This is a genomic window from Arthrobacter sp. H35-D1 (assembly GCF_030063185.1).
GTDB lineage: Bacteria > Actinomycetota > Actinomycetes > Actinomycetales > Micrococcaceae > Specibacter.
The window spans coordinates 24764-45710 of the sequence record NZ_JASISP010000008.1 but is presented as its reverse complement, the minus strand read 5'-3'; the positions used below and the strand labels follow the sequence as shown (position 1 = coordinate 45710).

Here is a 20947-nt window from a genome sequence, read left to right as displayed (position 1 = left end):
CAACCCATCGGCGCTGGCGCTGGTGCTGGTGCTGGCGCCAAGCGAGGATAGCCATGCCTCAGCGAGGACATCCTTTCCTTGCTGGCGGTAAATATGCGCTGGTGCTTTGCTGGAGTCATGAAGCGAGCAGATGAGCTAACAACACCTCGGGCCCTCTCGGCGACAGGGGAAATGGCACAGCGCTTGAACTGGTTGCGGGCCGGTGTTCTCGGCGCCAACGACGGAATCGTGTCCGTGGCCGCCGTGGCTGTCGGCGTGGCCGGCGCCACCTCCGGCACGGGGCCTATCCTGACCGCAGGGATGGCTGCATTGGTGGGCGGCGCCGTCTCCATGGCCTTGGGCGAGTACGTCTCGGTGAGCAGCCAGAGCGACAGCCAAAGGTCCATGATTGAACAAAAACGCACCGACCTCGACGAGCATCCCGAAAAGAACCTGGCCGACCTGGCCCGCAGCTATGAGCACAAAGGCCTCTCCCCCTCCACGGCAGCCCTTGTCGCCGACGAATTGACGGGGAACAACGCCCTCGCCGCCCACCTCTCGGCAGAGCTCAACTTTGAAGAGGACAACGTGGTCAGTCCATGGCACGCGGCCTTCGCCTCGGCCATCGCCTTCACGCTGGGAGCGCTCCTGCCGCTGCTGGCGATCCTGCTCCCGCCTGAATCGATCCGCGTTCCCGTCACCTTTGTCGCGGTGTTGCTGGCGCTGGGCATCACCGGCTGGATCGGTGCCATCATCGGCGGCGGTCCACGCGGCCGTGCCGCAGCCCGGGTGGTGACTGGCGGCGCCTTGGCCCTGGCCGCAACTTTTGCCATTGGCAGCCTGCTGGGTTCCAGCGGGTTGGTCGGTTGATCGGCACTCAAACTTTCCCCGTGAAAGTCCGACGGCGCCAGGCTGGCCCGGGTGCCGCCCGGCAAGTGCCGGGAGTCAACGGCTAAGCTCGTGGTTGTGAGCACCCACCTTGACATCCCCGAGCCCCTGCAGGTGCGCCACCGGCAAAGCCGCGAGGGCCGGAGTTGGCTGGGACGGCTGCCCGGTTTGGTCGGCGAGGCCTTGCAACAGTGGCAGCTGGCGCTCGACCTGACCGTTGGCGAATTGCCGTGGCACGGGCATACGGGCCTTGTGCTTCCGGTGCTGACAGCCGACGGCATTGCAGCCGCCTTGAAGGTGTCCTTCCCTTTCGAAGAAGCGCTGTTGGAACCCGTTGCCCTGCAGCTGTGGGGCGGCCGTGGGGCTGTGCAACTCCTGCACAGCGACAGGTCGCTGGGGGCCATGGTCGTTGAACGTCTGGACAACACCCGTTCCCTGCTGGAGTTGCCCGTCGAGGAAGCCATTGTCCATTGGGGTGGACTCCTTCGCGACTTGAGCATCCGGCCCGACGACCGCCCTGAGTGGGTGGTGTTTCCGCAGATCGCCGAGATGGCCGAACGGTACTGCGACGAACTGCCCCAGCGCTGGGACGAGCTGGCTGAACCCTTCCCGCGTTGGCTGCTTGAGGCCGCACTTGAGGTGTGCCAAACCCGGGGATCGGTGGCCAGACGCAGCGACGAAGACGTCCTGGTCCACACCGATCTGCACTACCTCAACGTCCTGGCACGGCCGGGGTCCGCCAGCTATCTGGCCATCGATCCGCAAGCACAAATCGGCGATGCCGAGTATGCCGTGGCCCCGTGCCTCTGGAACAGGCTTCGGGATTTGCCGGCGCTGGGCACGGAAGGCGCGCTCCGGCGTCGTGCTTCGCTTTTGGCCGAAGCAGCCGGGCTCGACGCCGAACTGTCCGTTGCGTGGTCTGTGCTGCGCGAAGTGGAAAATGCACTGAGCTATCTTGAATCACGCGGGCACGCCCGCGATGCCCAGCGATCCTTGTGGGTGGCCAGCACACTTGCTGGAAAGACGCTTCCAGACCTGCCCTGCGCCCACGAGCTCGACGTGCTGCACTAGTTGGCACCATATTGGGCAGCGAGTCAGCTTAGATGCGGTGGACCAAGTTTTCGTTCCAGACGTCCAATCCCAGCTTGATAATCAGCGCACCGACCACCACCAGGAACACCACCCGGATGAACTTGCTGCCTTGTTTCACGGCTGTGCGGGCCCCCAGGTAACCGCCGGCCATATTGGCCCCGCCCAGGACAAGGCCCACGCCCCACAGCACCGAACCGTGCGGCAGGAAAAACATGAGCGCCCCGGCGTTCGTGGCCAGGTTGACGATCTTTGCCTTGGCGCTGGCTTCCAGAAAGGAGTAGCCCATGAGGCTGACCATGGCGATGACCAGGAAGGAACCGGTTCCGGGCCCAATCAGGCCGTCGTAGAAACCAATCAGCAAACCAATGATGCACGCCACCACATAGTGTTTGCGCCCTGTGTGGCGCAGCGCCGTCAGCTCGCCGACGTTCGGCTTGAACGCCGTGAACAGCAGCACCGCCACGAGCGCCACCACGATGATGGGCTTGAACACGGATCCCGGCAGGCTGGCAGCCACCACCGCACCGCCGAGACTGCCCAGCAGCGCGATGGCAGCCATGGGCAAGGCCGTGCCCATGTCCGGCTTGATTCGCCTGTAGTAGGTGACGGAACTGGTGGCCGTGCCGAAAATTGACCCCATCTTGTTGGTGGCCAAGGCTTGCACCGGCGAAATGCCGGGGATCATCAACAGCACCGGAAGCTGCAGCAGCCCGCCCCCGCCCACCACGGCATCAATCCAGCCCGCGGCAAAACCAGCCACAAGGATCAACAAAATCGTGGCCGTGGTGATGTCCGCAAAGCCAGAAATCATGCTTCTCCATTGATTGTGCCCCTGCTGCGGCGGTTGGACCGGCCGGCGCGTTAGGCGATCACTGCTTGTCGAGGATGTACTGCACGGCTTCGGCGACGGGGACGTTCTCGGCGTCGCCGGTGGCGCGGTTCTTGATTTCCACGACCCCGTCGGCCAGTCCGCGACCCACGGCAAGGATGGTGGGGACGCCGAGGAGCTCTGCATCGCCGAACTTCACGCCGGGGGAAACCTTGGCGCGGTCGTCGTAAATAACCTCGAGGCCCGCCTTTTCAAGGTCGGCCGTGAGCTGGGCCGCTGCTTCAAAGGTCTCCTCGCCGCGGCCAACAGCCACGACGTGGACATCGGCCGGAGCCACGTTGGCGGGCCAGATCAGGCCCTTGCCGTCGTGGTTGGATTCGGCCAAGGCTGCCACGGCGCGGGTGATGCCAATGCCGTAGGAGCCCATGGTGACGACGGCCAGCTTGCCGTTCTTGTCAAGAACCTTCAGGTCCAGGGACTTGGCGTATTTGCGGCCCAGGGCGAAGATGTGGCCCATTTCGATGCCGCGGGCGGCTTTGAGCGGGCCGGAGCCGTCGGGTGCGGGATCGCCCGCGCGAACCTGGGCGGCTTCAATGGTGCCGTCCCAGGTGAAGTCGCGCGCTGCTACCAGGCCAAAGACGTGCTTGCCTTCTTCGTTGGCGCCGGTGATCCAGGTGGTGCCGGACACAATGCGCGGATCCACCAAGTAGAGCAGTTTAGTGGAGCCTTCGGCGCCAAGGACGGCTTCGTCCAGCGAGAGTCCCGGGCCGATGTAGCCCTTGACAAGGCCGGCGTGCTTGCGCAGATCGGCTTCGCCGGCTGCGCCGACTCCCACTTCCCCGCCACTGCCCAAGTGCACGCCAATGTTGGCCTGGATGCGTCTCATGTCAACGTCGCGGTCTCCTGGCAGTGCCACAACCACCACTTGGCGTTCGCCGGTGGGCAGGTCGATGGCCACGACCACGTTCTTCAACGTGTCGGCTGCAGTCCAGGGACCTTCGGCGCGCGGTGCCAGCTCGTTGGCCGCGGCGACAAGGGTTTCCACTGTTGCCGAGTCCGGTGTGTCTCGAACCACTGCGGCGGGGATCTGACTGAAGTCCTTTTCCTCCGGAACCACGGTGGTGACGGCCTCGACGTTGGCGGCGTAGCCCCCTGCCGAGCGCACGAACGTGTCCTCGCCAATCTCCATGGGGTGCAGGAACTCTTCACTCCTGGAACCACCCATGGCACCGGCCGTGGCAGCGACCGGGATGATTTCCAGGCCGAGGCGTTCGAAAATGCGCAGGTAGGCGCCGCGGTGGGCCATATAGCTGGCGTCCAGTCCGTCGTCGTCAATGTCAAAGGAGTAGGAGTCCTTCATGATGAACTCGCGCCCGCGCAGCAGCCCGGCACGGGGGCGGGCCTCGTCGCGGTACTTGTTTTGAATCTGGTACAGGCTCAGCGGCAGGTCCTTGTAAGACGAGTACAGGTCCTTGACAAGCAGCGTGAACATTTCCTCGTGCGTGGGAGCCAACAGGTAGTCGGCGCCCTTGCGGTCCTTCAGGCGGAAGATGCCGTCGCCGTATTCGAGCCAGCGGTTCGTCAGCTCGTACGGTTCCTTCGGCAGCAGCGCCGGGAAATGCACTTCCTGGGCACCAATCGCATCCATCTCCTCGCGCACAATGGCCTCCACCTTGCGCAACACGCGCAAGCCCAGCGGCAACCACGTATAAATACCCGGGGCGGCGCGGCGAATATAGCCGGCGCGCAGCAGAAGTTTGTGGCTGTCGACTTCGGCGTCGACGGGATCTTCACGCAGGGTGCGTAAAAAGAGGGTGGAAAGGCGAAGTGCCACGCGGAGTCGTCCATTTCTTGGTGGTTGTGGGTTCCGCTGCATATTCAGGCGGACAGGTACTAATGTACCGGTTCCAAGGGGATGCTGGCACACACTGCCCCCGAAGAGTTCAGCGCGGCCCCGGCGATGCTGGACAGCATCTGCCGCCGGGTCTAGTTTGAAGTCAAAACCAGATGCACCGGCAGCTTGGAGCCAGGATGTCCCACAGAGCGATTATGCCCGCCCCCGACCCGCCTTTTGCCCCAGTTCCGGCCGACCCCTCGGGCACCAGCGGCTCCGTTGGCGCCTGTGTCGAGGGCTTGCGCGTGCATCGCGGCAAAAACCCCGTCTTGGCCAACATTTCCGCCAGCATTCCCGAAGGCCGCATCACGGGTTTGCTGGGGCCTTCCGGAAGCGGCAAGACAACGTTCATGCGCGCCCTGGTCGGTGTGCAGAAGATCACGGCCGGAACCGTCACCGTGTTGGGCCGCCCGGCAGGGGATCCACGGAACAGGCACGACGTCGGCTACGTCACCCAGGCGGCCAGCGTCTACCCGGACCTGAGCGTGCTGGACAATGTGAGCTATTTCGCATCGGTGCACGGCGGCAACCGGGAAGATGCGAGTGCCGTGGTGACCGCAGTCGGGCTGGGGGGCTTGGCCAAACGCAAGGCCGCCAAACTGTCCGGCGGGCAGTTCAGCCGGGTGTCGCTGGCATGCGCGCTGGTGGGCAAGCCCAAGCTGCTGGTGCTGGACGAACCCACGGTGGGCCTGGACCCGGTGCTGCGGGTGGAGTTGTGGAGCCAATTCGCTTCCATGGCTGCAGAAGGCACCACCTTGTTGATTTCCAGCCACGTCATGGAAGAGGCCGGGCACTGCGATTCGCTGCTGCTCCTGCGTGGCGGCATGCTGCTGGCACAGCTCACACCGGCGCAATTGCGCGAACGCAGCGACACGGACGACCTCGAATTGGCCTTCCTTCGGCTGATTCGGGCAGCCGAAGCCGACGCCGTCGGAACCAAGGCCGCCCGAACCAAGGCTGACGGAACAAAGGCTGACTCGTGAACGTGGCCATGATGTGGTCCACGTGCCTTCGCGTGTTGCGCCAGCTCAAGGGCGACCCCCGCAGCATTGCCTTGATCCTTGTGGTTCCGGCGCTGCTGCTGGCGCTGGTCTACTGGCTGTACGAAAACGAAACACCGGCCCCCGGCTTGCCGCGCACCTTTGACAGGGTGGGGTTGATGATGTTGGGCATCTTCCCCTTTGTGGTCATGTTCCTTGTCACCTCCATCACCATGCTGCGCGAGCGAATCTCTGGAACGCTGGAGCGCCTGCTGACAACGCCGCTCCACAAGGCCGACCTGCTTTTTGGCTACGCCTTGGCATTTTCCATCATGGCGACCCTGCAGGCGCTGGTCGCCACCGCTACGGCCTACTGGATTTTTGGTCTCAACGTTGCCGGAAATGCCGGCTGGGTGGTGCTGATTTCCGTTCTGACGGCAGTGCTGGGCGTAGCCTTGGGGTTGCTCTGCTCAGCCTTCGCCACCACGGAATTCCAAGCGGTGCAGTTCATGCCCGTGGTGGTCTTTCCGCAAATTCTGCTGTGCGGGCTGTTTGTTGCGCGGGACCAGATGAACACGGTCCTGGAGGCCTTGTCCAACATCATGCCGCTGAGCTACGCCGTGCACGGACTTCAGGAAGTGGCCGCGCACGCCAAGCCCACGTCGGCCCTGGCAGCCGATTTGGTGGTGGTGGCCGCCTTCGTTGTGGCGGGGCTGCTGCTCGCGTCCCTGACCTTGCGGAGACGCACTGCCTAAGTCTCAACTGCCTGAGCGTCAACTGCCTGAGTCTGAACTGCCTAAGTCTCGACTGCCTGAGTTTCAGCTCCTGAGTCTGAACTGCCTGAGATCAACTACCCGGGTCTCTGTATTGGAGCGCCGCAGTCCATGGGGAGCCCTGCCCATGGCGTGGTGCCCGCCCGTCCATCTAGGGTTGAGGCTACCAAAAGAGGCAAGCGTGGGAGAAGCAATGAGCACTGGCCTGCAGGGCGCGGACCCCGATGACTTGCGGCAATTTGCCCGGGACCTTGAACGCGCACACACAATGCTGCTGGCGGTCAAGACCGAACTGAGCGCCCGCATCAGCTCGCAGCTGCGGTGGGAGGGACCCGACGCGTTCGTCTTCCGGCACGCATGGCAGTCCTCCTATGCCCCCGTCATTGCCAAAACAGCCGCCATGCTCGAACAAACTGCGCAGCTGGTTGCCGCCCAGGCAGAAGAACAACAGGACGCCAGCCGCTAGCTCGTGTCCGCCAGCCCTTCGCCGCTAGTCCCCGGCAGGACCTGCCAACACGTCTTCGCACCATGCGAGCCACGACTTCTCATACACAATCCCAGCCGTCAGCACGGCCAATTGCAGTTCATCCGCCGTGGAACGCTGCGCCCCGGAGGGAAAATCACGCTCTGCAATGGCCTCATAGCGCTGCAAAACCTCATGGTGCAGGCCCTGGTGCCGACGCAACTCGGCGCTGACATCCACCGTTCCCAGCACGGCAGCACCACGCATCCGCACCAACAGCTCGTCACGGATCGGCCGTAGTTCCCCTTCGCCGGCACACCACGTTTCCAGCGCCGCCCTGCCCGGCGCCAGCACGGTGAAATGGCGTTGTCGCCCCCGGGCCGTGGGCAACCCGTGCGCAGCAATCAGCCCGTCCCGCTCCATGGCACCCAACTCCCGGTAAATCTGCTGGTGCGTGGCCTGCCAAAAATACCCCAGCGACTTGTCGAAGCGCCGCGCCAGTTCAGCCCCGGTGCACGGCTTTTCCAGCAGCGACGTCAAGATTGCCTGCGTCAGGGACATTTAGATCGCTGCTGCCAGCCGAGTGCCTTGGTCGATGGCGCGCTTGGCGTCAAGCTCTGCTGCAACGTCCGCTCCCCCGATCAGATGCACGACGGCGCCGGCGGCTTCCAGCGCTGCCTGCAGTTCGCGTCGGGGGTCCTGGCCGGTGCACAGGATGACGGTGTCCACGGCGAGCACGGACTCGGTGCCGTTGACGCTTAGGTGGAGTCCGGCGTCGTCAATCCTTCGGTATTCCACGCCGGGGACCATCTGGACGCCCTTGGCCCGCAGCGTGGTGCGGTGGATCCAGCCGGTGGTCTTGCCGAGACCGGCGCCGACTTTCGTTTCCTTGCGCTGAAACAGGCCCACGCGGCGGTCCGGACGCTCTGGCTCGGCGGTGGTGATGCCGCTGGCGCCTTTGTAGTCGGTGTCGATGCCCCACTCGCGGTAGAACTTCTCCGGCACGAGCGTGGCGCTGGTTCCGTGTGCGGTGATGTATTCGGCCACGTCGAAGCCGATGCCGCCGGCCCCGAGGATGGCCACGTTGGTGCCCACTGGCTTTTTGTCGCGCAGCACGTCAAGGTAGTTGAGCACGCTGGGGTGGTCCACGCCGTCGAGCTCGGGGGTGCGCGGGAGAACGCCGGTGGCCATGATCACTTCGTCGAAGTTCCCTGCGGCGAGCGATTCGGCCGTGGCGAGGGTGTTCAGGCGCAGTTCAATGCCGCGCAGCTGGATTTGGCGGTTGAAGTAACGGATGGTTTCGTGGAATTCCTCCTTGCCGGGGATTTGCTTGGCCAGGTTGAACTGCCCGCCAATCTCCGCGGCTGCTTCAAACAAAGTGACGGCATGGCCGCGTTCGGCAGCCGTGACGGCAAAGGCAAGGCCTGCCGGGCCCGCGCCCACCACGGCAAGTTTTTTGGGCCGGGCCGAGGCGTCGATGCTGATTTCGGTTTCGTGGCAGGCCCGCGGGTTGACGAGGCAGGAGGAGGTCTTTCCCGCGAAAGTGTGGTCGAGGCAGGCTTGGTTGCAGGCGATGCAGCTGTTGATTTCATCGCTTCGGCCGGCACCGGCCTTGCGCATGAAGAACGCATCGGCCAGGAAAGGCCTGGCCATGGAGACCATGTCGGAGGTGCCGTCAGCGAGCAGTTGTTCGGCGACGTCCGGGGTGTTGATCCGGTTCGTGGCGATCAGCGGTATGCCAACGTGGCCCATGAGTTTCTTCGTGACCCATGCGTAGCCGGCGCGGGGCACGGAGGTGGAGATGGTGGGGATGCGGGCTTCGTGCCAGCCGATGCCGGTGTTGATGATAGTGGCGCCGGCCTTTTCCACGGCTTGCGCCAGGTGGATGACTTCCTCCAACGTGGAGCCTTCCTCAACCAGGTCCAGCATGGAAAGCCGGTAGATGATGATGAAGTTCTCCCCCACCCGTTCCCGGGTGCGCCGAACGATCTCCACGGGGAAGCGCATCCGGTTTTCATAGGCACCGCCCCATTCGTCGTCGCGATGGTTGGTGCGCTTCGCCACGAATTCATTGATCAGATAGCCTTCGGAGCCCATGATCTCCACGCCGTCGTATCCGGCTTCCTGGGCCAGCTGCGCAGCCCTGGCAAAGTCTTCAATGGTCACCTCCACTTCCTCGCCGCTGAGCGGGTGCGGGGTGAGCGGGCTGATGGGCGCCTTCACGGCGCTGGGCCCCACAAGCCCCGGATGGGCGGCATAGCGGCCAAAGTGGAGCAGCTGCAAGGCGATCTTGCCGCCCTCCGCATGAACGGCGTCGGTGACCACCCGGTGCTGGTCCGCTTCGGCCGCCGTGCTCAGCTTGGCACCGCCTTTCATGGGGCGACCGGCGTCGTTCGGTGAAATCCCGCCGGTCACCATCAGGGCCACTCCACCGCGGGCGCGTTCGGCATAAAATGCCGCCATGCGGTCGAAACCGCCCGGAAGTTCTTCAAGCCCCACATGCATTGAACCCATCAGCACCCGGTTGGGCAGTGTGGTGAACCCCAGGTCAAGCGGGGTGAAAAGGTGGGGAAACTGGCCAGCATTCATTCAGGCACTCCTTTGCGCAACAAGTTGCACAAGCGTAGCGCGAAATCAGTGATGTGCATTGCATGCGTCAACAGGTGGTGCGTTCAGCGCCCAAGTCCAGCGGTTTGAAAAGCACTTCCATTCCCCGGGGCACGGAAGGACAGACTTGTGCAGGTGTTGTCTCATACTCGATGTCCACGACTGCTTTTCCGCTTGCCAGCAGCGGGGCGTAAGCGGCACATTCTTCATACTCATGGCATTGCTCGTTGACGGCAAAGTCAATGTCATCCACCAGCTCGGCCACCAAGTCCGGTGCATTCTTCAGTCCAAACCCGAGGCCACGTTCATGGGCCAGCCCGGCCAGCGAACGAATATAGGCCAACTGGTGCTGCTTGGTCAGCGCAAAACCCGAATCGTTGGCATAGCCGTCCACGTTGTCCGGGTCCACGGCGTCGAAGCCGCGTTCCTTGCACGCGTCCATGCGGGCTGCCATGAGCGGCAGCAGCTCATCCTGTTGACGCACGTCCAACCAGCGTTCACCTGGCCAGCCGTCCAGGTCCAGACCCAATAGCGGGGGGTCAAACAATGCGGCGTCCTCGCGCCATTCTTCCCATCCTCCTGCGTTGAAGTAGCACACCAGGTGCGCCCCCGTGTCCTTGAGCTTGCGCAGCGCCGGGGCAGCAGTGTCAACGCCGTCGACGTCGTAAATGTCTGCGTTCACGCTCGTGTCGAGGGCGTCTGAAAGTTGCACCTGCCAGCTTTGGCCGTGCTGTGGCGTCCACCAATCAGCTGTTGCCGGGCTGGGCGTCGCAGGTGCGCACGCGGCAAGGCTCATCGCCGCAGCGACGGCCCCGGCAACAGCAGCCACGCCACGGATCCTGCGGTTCACCAGGACACCGGCAAAGTGGCCCAGGGGTTGGGCAGCATGCCCTCGGTGACCCAGCCCAGCCCGGGGATTGCCCGCGAGTAGGCATGCTCCAGGCCCACTGGGCCGCTCAATCATGTTCAATTGCCAGAACCCCCTGTTAAAGCCGATGGTCCTGCCCGCGACAGGTTGCGGCACCAGTCAATGGATTCTCATAATTTCGAACCCGTCCGCGGGTGGTCGCTGCCGCCCGGCTCGCAGCGACCTGGTTCACTTCCTTTTTATCACTTCGAGCACGGCGAAGGCGTTCGGGTTCGCCCGGAGACAGGCCAAGGGGCCCGGCACTTTTGTGCGGGGCCCCTTGGGATGCTTCTTGGAAACGGGGAGGGCGCTTGTCCCGTCAAGGAATCATCACCCTCCATTGGAACCTGAGCACTGGTCAGTGCGAGGCCTCACTGTCCGCGGATTTGCGTGATTCAGCACCCGGCTCGGCATGGGCACCAGCGGCATCGCCCTGTGGCAAAGGCCCGTTTTCTGGTTGGCTGGCGGGCTTCATGGCCACCGTGTTGCGCAACGGAGTGCCTCGCACCACGGCAATGGCCAGCACCGAAACGGCCGCAATCATCGCTGCAATGAGGAACACGGGGCCGAATGCGTCGGCGTAGGCATTGTGGAACACTTGCTGCACCTGTTTGGGCAGACTGCTGATGTCCAGTTGGGTCTCACCTGAACCGCCGGAAATCGCATCCCCGTTGATGCCCATATTGCCGAGTCCGTGGGCGATGTTCTCACTGACACGATGGGTCAGAATGCCGCCCAACACGGCCACGCCGATGGCACCGCCGAGCGAACGGAAGAACGCGATGGCTGCCGATGCCGCTCCGACCTCGGTGACGTCGACGGTGTTTTGGACGGCTAGCACCACGTTTTGCACAAGCGTGCCGATACCCAGTCCCATGAGCGCCATGAAGATGGCGACAAACAGGTATGAGGTCTCGTGGTCGATGGTGCCCAATCCGATCAGGCCGATCAACATGATGACACTGCCGACCATCATCACCGGCTTCCACCTGCCCATGCGGCTCACGATGAGGCCGCCGATCATCGCCGAGAGCAATTGGCCGATGATCATCGGGATGCTCATCAATCCGGCCTGCGTGGGAGTCACGCCGGTGCCGAGCTGGAAGTACTGGGTCAAGAAGACCCCCGAGCCGAACATGCCCACGCCGGCACCGATGCTGGCCACGATCATCCACGCTGCTGTCTTGTTGCGCAGCACCCGGACGGGGATCATGGGCTCGGTTGCCCGGAGCTCGACCAGGACCAGCAGGGAGGCAACGAGCAGGAATGCCACCAGGAACGCACCCGACTGCCAGGAAATCCAGTCGTAGTCGTTGCCGGCAAAGGTCACCCAGAGCATGGGCAACGCGGCCGCGATGGCAACCAGCACCCCACCGAGGTAGTCGATTTTGATGTTTCTGCGCTTGATCGTGGGCAGGTGCAGTTTCACCTGCAAAAGAATCAGCGCAATGACGGCCAGGGGCACGCTCACGAAGAAGCACCAGCGCCAATCAAGGACGTCGGTGATGACCCCGCCCAGCAGTGGACCGGAAACTGTGGCCACCGCCATGACGGCCCCCATGTAGCCGGCGTAACGGCCGCGTTCGCGCGGGGCGATGATCGATCCCATGATGGACTGCACTAGGGCCATCAAGCCACCCATGGCTATTCCTTGAACGGCGCGGGCGGTCATCAGTACGCCGATCGAGGTGGAGAATCCTGCGACCACCGAACCTGCCACGAACATGACGATGGCAATCTGCATCAGGGTTTTCTTGTTGAACAAGTCGGACAGCTTGCCCCAGACGGGGGTAACGATGGTCATCGCCAACAAGCTGGCGGTGATGACCCAGGTGTATTGCCGCTGCGTGCCGTGTAGATCCGCCATGATGGTGGGCAGTGCGGTGGAGACGATGGTGGTTGAGATCATTGCGGTGAAGAGGGCGGCCAGAAGCCCCGTCATTACCTGCAGGATTTCCCCGTGTGAATACTCCCGTGGTTCTGCGCTGGCGGATTTTGTTGTCTCAGCGGTGGACGTGGTGCTTGTCATCCGTTGTGCTCGCTTCCGTTTTCAGGTGTGGCCGAAGTGCCTGCTCGCCCCGACTCAGCCGCGTCAGGTGCTTGGAGAACCTCGATGAGGTGCCCGTTCAATCTCTCGAGGATGCGTATCGCCTGCCCGGCGTCGGCTGGCGACCAGTCAGCCAGTGCCTCGGCGAATTGGTGCACTGCGTGGCTTTCGTTTTCGTCAAGTTTCACGCGTCCGCGGCCTGTGATGGAGATCAGAAAGGCCCGTGCATCTTGGGGATCCGTGCGCCGTTCCACCATGCCGTCGGCCTCGAGGGCTTCGACGGTCCGAGTTGCCACTGGCGCGGAGACGAAGAGCCGGTGTGCCAGTTCGCCCAAGCGGGCGTCACTGCGTCGCAGGTGCTGCAGGAATCCCAGCTTGGTTCCGGCCAGGCTTTGTTCCCTGCTGCGCTGGCCGGCCACTCTAAAGGTGCGGCTAATCTGCACCATTTCGGAAAGGATCTCGCTGGCATCGTTGTTGTTGATCACGTCAGGCTCCCCTGCTCGCCGATGTTAAGGGCAAATAATTTACTTGTGCTAAGTAACCATATTATGACGCAAAGCGATGGTCAACTTCCAGTTCGGCTGGATCGGAAGGAACTAAAACAAGATGGTGGCGAAGGTGCCCACCTGCACAAATCCCACGCGCTCATAGAGTGCCCTGGCCCGAGTGTTGTAGTCGTTGACATACAAGCTGGTGACGGGCGCGTGCACTTGGGCCAGCAACACCACTGCCGCCATGTACGCTGCGCTGAGCCCCAATCCCCGATATTCGGGGTTCATCCAGACACCCTGCACTTGGGAGGCATATTGGGTCACAGCGCCCAAATCGGCCTTGAAAATAACCTCGCCGCAGGAACTCTGGTGGCTGAAGGAATGGCCGTGGCTGATCAACCACGCGACGCGGCTGCGGTAGTTTCCTTCCCCGCCGAGGAAGGGCGAGTAGCCCACTTCCTCTTCGAACATGGCAACTGCCGCTCCGAGAATTTCGTTGAACTGCGGTTTTTTAGTCACCGCGAGCCAGGGGCTCGGGGTCGCCAGCGGCGGTCCGGAAATGCTCAGCAGCGGTTGGTTCGCGCGAATTTCCTGTGCGTGGATGCCCGCCCTCTTCAACTCGTCCATGAGGGAGAGGGTCGCATCAGCAGGACCAAAAATGGAGGCGTGCGGCTGCCAGTGGGCCACAATCCACCGCCCAAAGTCTCTGGCCTGCTCGGCGCTTGCTTCTATCGGAACCACATTGGAACCCACCCAGCAAGCGGCAGCCAGCGTCACGCCGTCGTCCATGAAATGACCCAGAATGAGGGACCCGGGGAAGGAAGGCACGGCGCTGTTGTTTTGGCTGATAAGGGAGTCGACAAAAACGTTTGCAACGCGGTCGCGCGCAATCAATGTCCGGAGCGCGTCCGTGTCCCAGTGGACAAGGACGCGCACCGGCTCACGGCGGGTTCCCTTAGGAAACGCTAACCACGGGGCCACCCTGGAGAGTCGTGTCATCCTCGTCGGACTCCATCTCTTCGGCAAGCCTCATTGCTTCTTCAATGAGTGTCTCAACAATTTGGTCTTCAGGAACAGTCTTGATGACTTGTCCCTTCACAAAAATCTGGCCCTTGCCATTTCCCGAGGCCACCCCAAGGTCCGCCTCGCGGGCCTCACCGGGACCGTTCACGACGCAACCCATGACGGCCACGCGCAGGGGAACTTCCATTCCTTCAAGGCCGGAGGTGACTTCCTCGGCCAGTTTGTAAACATCAACCTGGGCACGGCCGCACGAGGGGCAGGACACAATTTCCAGTTTGCGGGGGCGCAAATTCAGCGACTGCAGGATCTGGTTGCCCACCTTGATTTCTTCAACCGGAGGTGCCGACAGGGACACGCGAATGGTGTCGCCGATGCCCTTGGAGAGCAGGGCGCCAAAGGCCACGGCAGACTTGATCGTTCCCTGGAAGGCCGGGCCCGCCTCGGTGACGCCAAGGTGGAGCGGCCAGTCGCCTTGCTCAGCGAGCATTTCGTAGGCGGCCACCATGACGACGGGGTCATTGTGCTTGACGGAGATTTTAAAGTCGTGGAACCCGTGCTCTTCGAACAAGGACGCTTCCCAGACAGCTGACTCAACGAGTGCTTCCGGGGTGGCCTTGCCATACTTCTTCATGATGCCCGGCTCCAACGAGCCCGCATTGACGCCAATGCGGATGGACGTCCCATGGTCCTTGGCTGCCTTGGCAATTTCCTTGACCTGGTCATCAAACTTGCGGATGTTGCCGGGATTCACACGAACGGCGGCGCACCCCGCTTCAATGGCTGCGAAAACGTACTTGGGCTGAAAATGAATGTCTGCAATCACAGGGATCTGCGACTTGCGGGCAATGATTGGCAGCGCCTCCGCGTCGTCCTGCGCCGGACAGGCGACGCGGACAATGTCGCAGCCGGAAGCGGTCAGTTCGGCGATCTGCTGCAGTGTGGCGTTGATATCCGTGGTTTTTGTGGTGGTCATGGACTGCACGCTGATGGGCGAATCCGACCCCACGCCGACGGGGCCGACGTTGATTTGCCGGGTCTTGCGCCTGGGTGCAAGCACGGGCGGAGGCAATGGCGGCATGCCGAGACTGACGGAGGTCAAAATTTGCTCCTTGAAGTTCACTTTTCACATATCGCGACTGTGGCACCGGTTTTTGGCGCCGCAAAAGAATCTCGCAATATCTATCATAGATTGTAGGCGTGATCCCCGACTGACGAGGACTATTGCGATTTAACCCACGTAGTCGCTGAGCTTGCCGATCACGGGATTCCAGCCTGAAATTTTCAGTCCCGTGACACCGCCGCCCACCGTCATGGGGTCCTGCGAAACGAGTTCCTGCACGGCGGCTTCGTTCTCCGCACTGAAAATCAGCAGCGCTCCGGCTCCGTCTGCATAGGGTCCGGATGCCAAAACGACGTCGGCTTCGGCTTGGGCGGCAAGCCACTCCCGGTGCTTGGGGCGGTGCTCCACGCGCTCCGCTTCAGCTTCAGGACCGTAAACGTACTCAACAGCGAAAATAGACATGCTTTCAGCCTATAACAGGAGTTCTTTCGCAAGCACCGCGACGCTGGCAGAGAACAGCATGGATGCCAACGTGCCAATGATGAACCGTTCACTGGCTGCCGGTGTGCTTTTCAATTCCGGGTACCTGCCCAAGCCCTTGATGGCCACAACGTAGGCGATCGCCACCGGCTGGCCGGACAAAATAGCAACCGCCACTGCGGCACGCTCCAGCATGCCGATCAGAAGTCCGCCGCGCAACACTTCCACCCGCGGCGCCGGTGCGGGGATGGCGACTGCCGGGGTTTCCGGACTCTGGGTTTCCGGACTCTGGCTGGCAGCTACAAGCGTTTCCGGAGCCGGGGTTTCCACTGGAGCTGTGGGCACTCCGGACTCTGCCGCATCCACGGCCCTCATCGGGCGGGATTTCGCCAAGGCAAGCATGCCTGCCGTGACGGGCCAGCCACCCAGCACCGCCACGACCAGTGCCGCAGCTATCCACAGTGCATCCACGCGTCCTCCTTTTGTCAGCGATCCCTTCGAGCAGCCTTCCTGGCTCCACTCTTGAATCTATCCGTTGGTTGTGACATTCAAGGCCAGCTGTGCGTGCTGCAGCAGGAGAGCTGCGGCCTTGCGTCCGCCCTGTTCCTCCGCGCGTCCGGACCGGGCGATGGCCTTGCTGACAGCTTGCGGGCTGATCCCCAAGGTTGCGGCAATATTCTTTTGGGCGGCTTCCGGGGATTCGTCAAGGGCATCAAGCACGCGCCACTCGGCCGCGGACCTGCGCCTGACCACGTCTCCCATCAACACAAGCACTGATTCCGCCGCTGCAGCCCACTCGACAGCTGCCACGGTGGGAGTGACCACGGAAAGTGGAACGCGATCGCCTGTCTTTTTTGCCGCATCAACCGCTTCACGGGCTGCCACAAAAGCATCACCGGAAGCCGCCCTCGAGCTCGATGGCAGCGGGGAATCGGCATGCCCGACACCAATGCCCACATACCATTCCTGCTCCCTGAGCAGGCGCGCCACCGCTTCAACCACCTCGTGCGGATCATCCAGCGCAGCTTGGACTTCATCACCCACGGAGCGTTCAAAGGGCAGAATGGTTTTTAGGCCCGCCAAGACCTCCAGAAGCTGTGGCACCTTGTCTCCGTGGCGACGGCTGCCGCGCTGGTCAATCGTTAGAACAAACATAAATAAACCATAATCGTCTGTTTGATAGCTATCAACCATTTATGTTTGCCAATCGCGCTGCTTTTCACAAAACACTCCCGATTTCCTGGGCAACATTTCCGCGTATGCGCCGCATACCCGCGTCTGCCCCGCGAGACAGCTGATGGGCAGCAGCGGGTTCGCGGGTTGGACGCGGACACGCGGGTTGTGCGCGGCTTCGCCGACGGCAATCGGCATCGAAATTTGCCGGTGGGAGTTGTTTCGGTCTGGTTTGATCGCGGCTGGCTTGCTTGCGGCTGGCTGGCACGTGCCTGAGTCGCGTGGGCCCTCGTTGCTTGCACTTGGGCGGACCATTACGGGTGGAACTCTCAGGCAGCAGCCCGCCTGGCAGTCGCCATTGCTGCATAAATGCGCCGCCTGAGTTCACCGGGTCGGTCAAGATCGTCCCACTCGATCCGGATGAACCGCCAGCCTTGCTCCACGAGCAGGTTTTCACGGCGGCGCTCCTCGCGAAGAACTTGGGGTGTCCGCTGGTCTTTGTAGTACTTGTCGTTTCCATCAAACTCCAAGATGAGCTTGAGCTCGGGCCAGGCGAAATCTGCCCGGTATTCCTTGAAATTTGCCGTGATTTTGTACTGCAGAACAGGTTGCGGGATGTCCATGCGTGACAGAAACACTCGAGTTCTGGATTCCCCTGCGGACTCCGCCTTCCCATCAAGGGCCGCCAAAACCCGTCGCGCCCGCATGACACCGCGTTTTCCGGCCAGCGAATCCACCATGGACAACATCAGCGGCAGGCTCGCGCCCTTGTACAGGGCGTTGTCGCCCACAATGACGGCCGGTTCGAACGCACCAAACCGGGCACAGTCCACCACAGTTCGTTCCATCGATGTGCACTTCAAGCGTCGGGACTCCCCCAAAGTCAGGAAAACGACCTCGGATTTATCCAACTCAAGCTGGTGGCAGCTGACGTCCGCCGCAGCTCCCGTGCCTCCGGGTTTACCGTTGGAGATCAAATGCACACGGACGCCGCAGTTCCACACGTCCAGTCCAAGAATCCGGGCTGCACTGAAGTGCGAGTAGACACCATCTCCGGCAGTGGAAACAACGTGGGCCCACAACCGCAATTTGTCCTGCTCCCAGGGTTTCCTTGACGTCCAGTTGTGGGCTTGTACGTAGGCGCCTCTCCGCAGTCTGAGAATCAATCGTCCCTGCACAGCTCGGGTCAACTGCCTGTCGCCGCAGCCCGCTTCCGCCAGTTCTGCTGTCGTGGCAAGAACTGACCCGGCCGGCCAGCATTTGCCCACGTGTGCAAGCAGCTCTTTGTTGTCCATGACTGAGTCTTGCCTGCCCGAAACTCATGCAACAAGGTGCGGGACATCAATTGTGGACAACGTTGCCCAGCATCTCGGCTGTGGGCCAATCAGTGGCGTCCCGTGAAACCGCTCCTCAGCCGCATGCCCGCGTCTACCCCGCGAACCCGCTGACGGCCATCAGCGAGTTCGCGGGGTAGACGCGGGTGTGTGGGTCGGGCGCGGTCTCGGCAGTGATGCGGTGCGGGGTAGACGCGGGTGTGTGGGTCGGGCGCGGTCTCGGCAGTGATGCGGTGCGGTGTAGACGCGGTCCTGCGGGTCCGTCGCGGTCTCGGCAGGAGTGCCGCGCCGTCGCAGGCCGGCGATCAGTGCGCCGGTGTCGGCTACCCGAAGAGGTCGACAGGTTTCACGATATCGGCGTAGATCAGCAGCGCCCCCATGACCATGAGGACCACGGCCGCGACGTAAGTGACAGGCAGGAGCTTGGCAATGTCGAAGGGGCCCGGATCCTTGCGCTTGAACACCTTGGCGACCGTGCGCCGGACGCCTTCGTAGAGGGCACCGGCAACGTGTCCGCCGTCCAGCGGCAGCAACGGAATGAGGTTGAAGACGAACAAGGCCAAGTTGACCCCTGCCAACAACCCCAACAACGTGGCCACGCGGGAGCTGACGGGGATCTCGTCCATGGCGGCCACTTCACCGGCCACCCGGCCCACGCCCACCACGGAAATGGGGCCGTTGGGGTCGCGCGGTGCGGAACTGAACGCCGCCTGGGCCACGCCAACCAGCTTTTGCGGGAGCTGGAAAACCACGCCGCCGATCGCCACAATGTTGTTCCCCACGGCAGGCAGCACGGCCGACGCCGGTTCGCGCACCAGCTCCGAGGTGGGGCCCACCCCCAGGAATCCGGCCTGGACCGTGACGGTGGTTCCGGTGGAATCGACCTCGGCCAGGCCGTTGGCACCGACGACGGGACGGGCCGTGAGCACGGGGGTGATGGTGGTGGTGATGGTTTTCCCGGCGCGCTGGTACACCAGCGGGAAGGTCTTTCCGGCGGAGGCGCGCACCCATTCGGTGAACGTGCTCCAGTCCGTGACTTCCTTGCCGGCAAATGATTTCAGGGTGTCCCCCGGTTGCAGGCCGGCCGCCGCGGCGGGAGTCTTGGTGCAATTGTTCAGATCGGTGGGTGCTGGTTCCCCGTAGGCCACCTGGCAGGCGTTGACTTCGGACACGGTGGTGGTGGCTTGCGCCGTTCCAAAACCCATCAGCAGCACGGCCATCAGCACGACGCCGATGAGCAGGTTCATGAACGGGCCGCCGAGCATGATGATGATCTTTTTCCAGACGGGCAGCTTGTAGAAGACCCGGTTGGCGTCGGCGTCTCCCACTTCCTCATGCGCTGCGCTGCGAGCCTCGGTGGCCAGGGTCTGGAACATGCCGGTGCTAGAGGGCCGCACGCTGCCGTCGCTGGGGTTTGGCGGATACATTCCCACCATCGCCACATAGCCGCCGGCAGGAATGGCCTTGATGCCGTACTCGGTTTCACCCTTTTTTCTCGACCACATGGTGGGCCCGAAGCCGATCATGTAGCGGGTGACGCGGACGTTGAACCATTTGGCGGGCAGCAGGTGGCCCACCTCGTGCAAGGCGATGGAGACGGCGATGCCAACGGCCACAAAGACCACTCCGCCAATGAAAAGCAATACAGTCACAATTTACTTTCTCGCTACGACAATCTCAGCCTTGCTGGCCAGCAATTCTTGGGTCCGGCCACGCGCCCACTTCTCAGCTTCCAACACCGTTTCGAGTGTCAGCTGCGTGCCGGGTGTGTGTTCACTGAGAACTTGGGCAATGGTGTCCACAATATCCAGAAATCCTATCTGCCCGGCGTGGAAGGCGTGAACCGCTTCCTCGTTCGCCGCGTTGTACACGGCGGGGCAGGTGCTCCCCCGTCGCGCCGCATCCTTGGCGAGTTCGACGGCGGGAAAGGCCGCGTTGTCCAACGGCTCAAAGGTCCAAGTGGCTGCCTTGGTCCAGTCGCAGGGCGCCGCCGCCCCCGGAACACGTTCGGGCCAGCCCAGCCCCAGGGCGATGGGCAGGCGCATGTCAGGCGGCGACGCCTGGGCAATGGTGGAACCGTCGGTGAACTGCACCATGGAATGCACCACCGACTGCGGGTGCACCACGGCCTCGATCCGCTCCAGCGGAACGTCGAACAGCAGGTGCGCCTCAATGATCTCCAATCCCTTGTTGACAAGGGTGGCGGAGTTCGTGGTGACCATGGGGCCCATGGACCAGGTGGGGTGCTTGAGGGCCTGCTCCGGTGTCACATCCAGCAATTCTTCGCGGCTGCGCCCCCGGAAGGGACCTCCGGAGGCCGTCACGATGAGTTTTTCCACCTCGACGGCGGTGCCCGAGCGCAGCGCCTGGGCCAGGGCGGAGTGCTCGGAATCAACCGGAACCAGCTGTCCGGGCGAGGCTGCTTCTTTCACCAGCACCCCTCCCACGATGAGCGATTCCTTGTTGGCCAACGCCAGGATGGCCGGGGTGCCCAACGCGGCGAGTGTGGGTGCCAAACCGATGGAGCCCGTAATGCCATTGAGCACGACGTCGGCCGCGTCGCCGGTGCCTGCACCCCAGGCCGCGATGGCCGTTGCGGCATCGGGCCCGGCCAGAATCTCCGGCGCGAAGCCTGCCACCCCGGCCGCGGCGGCGCGGAAGTCGATCAGCGCACGCAACGTCCCGGCGTCGTCCGAGGCGGTGCCCACGGCCAAAACGCGCAGCTGCACGGCCTGCTCGGCCAGCAGCTCCAGGTTTCCGCCGCCGGCACTGACCGCAGTCACGCTGAAACGCGGCGACCCGTCCTCCAGCGTGGCCTGTTCGACGACGTCGATGGCCTGTGTGCCGATGGAACCTGTTGACCCGAGGATGATTATTTTTCGATGCGCCATGCCTTCAAGTATTCCGTATCAAAGCCCACGAAGAGC

Annotated in this window: 20 protein-coding genes; 5 read left to right on the top strand and 15 right to left on the bottom strand. The window is 62.9% G+C overall.

Annotation, left to right across the window (positions count from 1 at the left end; translation table 11 throughout):
• The first annotated feature begins 117 nt into the window (after positions 1–117).
• Together QMG25_RS10535 and QMG25_RS10530 are read left to right on the top strand one after the other, a co-directional pair.
• Positions 118–849: a VIT1/CCC1 transporter family protein gene (locus tag QMG25_RS10535; protein WP_283459980.1), complete on the top strand. Its 732-nt coding sequence runs from the start codon at positions 118–120 to the stop codon at positions 847–849.
• Positions 850–945: 96 nt separating this feature from the next.
• On the top strand, positions 946–1938 hold the full coding sequence (locus QMG25_RS10530; RefSeq protein ID WP_283459979.1) for an aminoglycoside phosphotransferase family protein: 993 nt from the start codon (positions 946–948) through the stop codon (positions 1936–1938).
• A 28-nt stretch (positions 1939–1966) separates the two neighbouring features.
• On the opposite strand, the gene QMG25_RS10525 is transcribed toward QMG25_RS10530, so the two are convergent.
• The gene (locus QMG25_RS10525; RefSeq protein ID WP_283459978.1) at positions 1967–2770 is read right to left on the bottom strand and encodes a sulfite exporter TauE/SafE family protein; all 804 of its coding nucleotides are present in this window, start codon (positions 2768–2770) and stop codon (positions 1967–1969) included.
• Between the two features lie 58 nt (positions 2771–2828).
• The gene (locus tag QMG25_RS10520; protein WP_283459977.1) at positions 2829–4622 is read right to left on the bottom strand and encodes a proline--tRNA ligase; all 1794 of its coding nucleotides are present in this window, start codon (positions 4620–4622) and stop codon (positions 2829–2831) included.
• 215 nt (positions 4623–4837) lie between these two features.
• Between QMG25_RS10520 and QMG25_RS10515 the strand changes: the two genes are divergently transcribed.
• From QMG25_RS10515 to QMG25_RS10505, 3 genes are all read left to right on the top strand, one after another.
• A complete protein-coding gene (locus QMG25_RS10515) occupies positions 4838–5665 on the top strand; it encodes an ABC transporter ATP-binding protein (protein WP_283459976.1) in 828 nt (275 codons plus the stop codon).
• A gap of 8 nt (positions 5666–5673) precedes the next feature.
• Positions 5674–6417: an ABC transporter permease gene (locus QMG25_RS10510; protein ID WP_283460163.1), complete on the top strand. Its 744-nt coding sequence runs from the start codon at positions 5674–5676 to the stop codon at positions 6415–6417.
• Positions 6418–6628: 211 nt separating this feature from the next.
• On the top strand, positions 6629–6901 hold the full coding sequence (locus QMG25_RS10505) for a hypothetical protein (protein ID WP_283459974.1): 273 nt from the start codon (positions 6629–6631) through the stop codon (positions 6899–6901).
• A 24-nt stretch (positions 6902–6925) separates the two neighbouring features.
• On the opposite strand, the gene QMG25_RS10500 is transcribed toward QMG25_RS10505, so the two are convergent.
• The 13 genes from QMG25_RS10500 to dxr form a co-directional block, all read right to left on the bottom strand.
• A complete protein-coding gene (locus tag QMG25_RS10500; protein WP_283459973.1) occupies positions 6926–7459 on the bottom strand; it encodes a PadR family transcriptional regulator in 534 nt (177 codons plus the stop codon).
• Positions 7460–9487, bottom strand: a complete 2028-nt coding sequence (locus tag QMG25_RS10495; RefSeq protein WP_283459972.1) for an NADPH-dependent 2,4-dienoyl-CoA reductase — start codon at positions 9485–9487, stop codon at positions 7460–7462.
• Between the two features lie 67 nt (positions 9488–9554).
• Positions 9555–10334: an endo alpha-1,4 polygalactosaminidase gene (locus tag QMG25_RS10490; RefSeq protein WP_283459971.1), complete on the bottom strand. Its 780-nt coding sequence runs from the start codon at positions 10332–10334 to the stop codon at positions 9555–9557.
• A 436-nt stretch (positions 10335–10770) separates the two neighbouring features.
• On the bottom strand, positions 10771–12441 hold the full coding sequence (locus QMG25_RS10485) for an MDR family MFS transporter (protein ID WP_283459970.1): 1671 nt from the start codon (positions 12439–12441) through the stop codon (positions 10771–10773).
• Complete coding sequence (locus tag QMG25_RS10480) at positions 12438–12944, bottom strand: MarR family winged helix-turn-helix transcriptional regulator (RefSeq protein WP_283459969.1); 507 nt, start codon at positions 12942–12944, stop codon at positions 12438–12440. Before QMG25_RS10480 ends, QMG25_RS10485 begins: the two co-directional genes overlap by 4 nt.
• A gap of 111 nt (positions 12945–13055) precedes the next feature.
• Positions 13056–13778: a GNAT family N-acetyltransferase gene (locus QMG25_RS10475; RefSeq protein ID WP_283459968.1), complete on the bottom strand. Its 723-nt coding sequence runs from the start codon at positions 13776–13778 to the stop codon at positions 13056–13058.
• 127 nt (positions 13779–13905) lie between these two features.
• A complete protein-coding gene (ispG, locus tag QMG25_RS10470; protein ID WP_283459966.1) occupies positions 13906–15072 on the bottom strand; it encodes a flavodoxin-dependent (E)-4-hydroxy-3-methylbut-2-enyl-diphosphate synthase in 1167 nt (388 codons plus the stop codon).
• A gap of 129 nt (positions 15073–15201) precedes the next feature.
• Complete coding sequence (locus tag QMG25_RS10465) at positions 15202–15495, bottom strand: YciI family protein (protein ID WP_283459965.1); 294 nt, start codon at positions 15493–15495, stop codon at positions 15202–15204.
• A 9-nt stretch (positions 15496–15504) separates the two neighbouring features.
• A complete protein-coding gene (locus QMG25_RS10460; RefSeq protein WP_283459964.1) occupies positions 15505–15984 on the bottom strand; it encodes a hypothetical protein in 480 nt (159 codons plus the stop codon).
• 57 nt (positions 15985–16041) lie between these two features.
• Positions 16042–16668, bottom strand: coding sequence for a MarR family transcriptional regulator (locus QMG25_RS10455; protein ID WP_283459963.1), 627 nt, complete (start codon positions 16666–16668; stop codon positions 16042–16044).
• A gap of 347 nt (positions 16669–17015) precedes the next feature.
• A complete protein-coding gene (locus tag QMG25_RS10450; protein WP_283459962.1) occupies positions 17016–17981 on the bottom strand; it encodes a type IV toxin-antitoxin system AbiEi family antitoxin domain-containing protein in 966 nt (321 codons plus the stop codon).
• A gap of 362 nt (positions 17982–18343) precedes the next feature.
• Positions 18344–19675, bottom strand: coding sequence for a M50 family metallopeptidase (locus QMG25_RS10445; protein WP_283460161.1), 1332 nt, complete (start codon positions 19673–19675; stop codon positions 18344–18346).
• A complete protein-coding gene (gene dxr / locus QMG25_RS10440) occupies positions 19676–20911 on the bottom strand; it encodes a 1-deoxy-D-xylulose-5-phosphate reductoisomerase (RefSeq protein ID WP_283459961.1) in 1236 nt (411 codons plus the stop codon).
• Positions 20912–20947 lie beyond the last annotated feature (36 nt).

Bases quoted from the DNA above. Each gene is read 5' to 3' on its own strand.
- QMG25_RS10535 (WP_283459980.1), top strand. From the start codon at position 118: ATGAAGCGAGCAGATGAGCTAACAACACCTCGGGCCCTCTCGGCGACA.
- QMG25_RS10525 (WP_283459978.1), bottom strand. From the start codon at position 2,770: ATGATTTCTGGCTTTGCGGACATCACCACGGCCACGATTTTGTTGATC.
- QMG25_RS10515 (WP_283459976.1), top strand. From the start codon at position 4,838: ATGCCCGCCCCCGACCCGCCTTTTGCCCCAGTTCCGGCCGACCCCTCG.
- QMG25_RS10510 (WP_283460163.1), top strand. From the start codon at position 5,674: ATGATGTGGTCCACGTGCCTTCGCGTGTTGCGCCAGCTCAAGGGCGAC.
- QMG25_RS10505 (WP_283459974.1), top strand. From the start codon at position 6,629: ATGAGCACTGGCCTGCAGGGCGCGGACCCCGATGACTTGCGGCAATTT.
- QMG25_RS10500 (WP_283459973.1), bottom strand. From the start codon at position 7,459: ATGTCCCTGACGCAGGCAATCTTGACGTCGCTGCTGGAAAAGCCGTGC.
- QMG25_RS10495 (WP_283459972.1), bottom strand. From the start codon at position 9,487: ATGAATGCTGGCCAGTTTCCCCACCTTTTCACCCCGCTTGACCTGGGG.
- QMG25_RS10485 (WP_283459970.1), bottom strand. From the start codon at position 12,441: ATGACAAGCACCACGTCCACCGCTGAGACAACAAAATCCGCCAGCGCA.
- QMG25_RS10465 (WP_283459965.1), bottom strand. From the start codon at position 15,495: ATGTCTATTTTCGCTGTTGAGTACGTTTACGGTCCTGAAGCTGAAGCG.
- QMG25_RS10455 (WP_283459963.1), bottom strand. From the start codon at position 16,668: ATGTTTGTTCTAACGATTGACCAGCGCGGCAGCCGTCGCCACGGAGAC.
- QMG25_RS10450 (WP_283459962.1), bottom strand. From the start codon at position 17,981: ATGGACAACAAAGAGCTGCTTGCACACGTGGGCAAATGCTGGCCGGCC.
- dxr (WP_283459961.1), bottom strand. From the start codon at position 20,911: ATGGCGCATCGAAAAATAATCATCCTCGGGTCAACAGGTTCCATCGGC.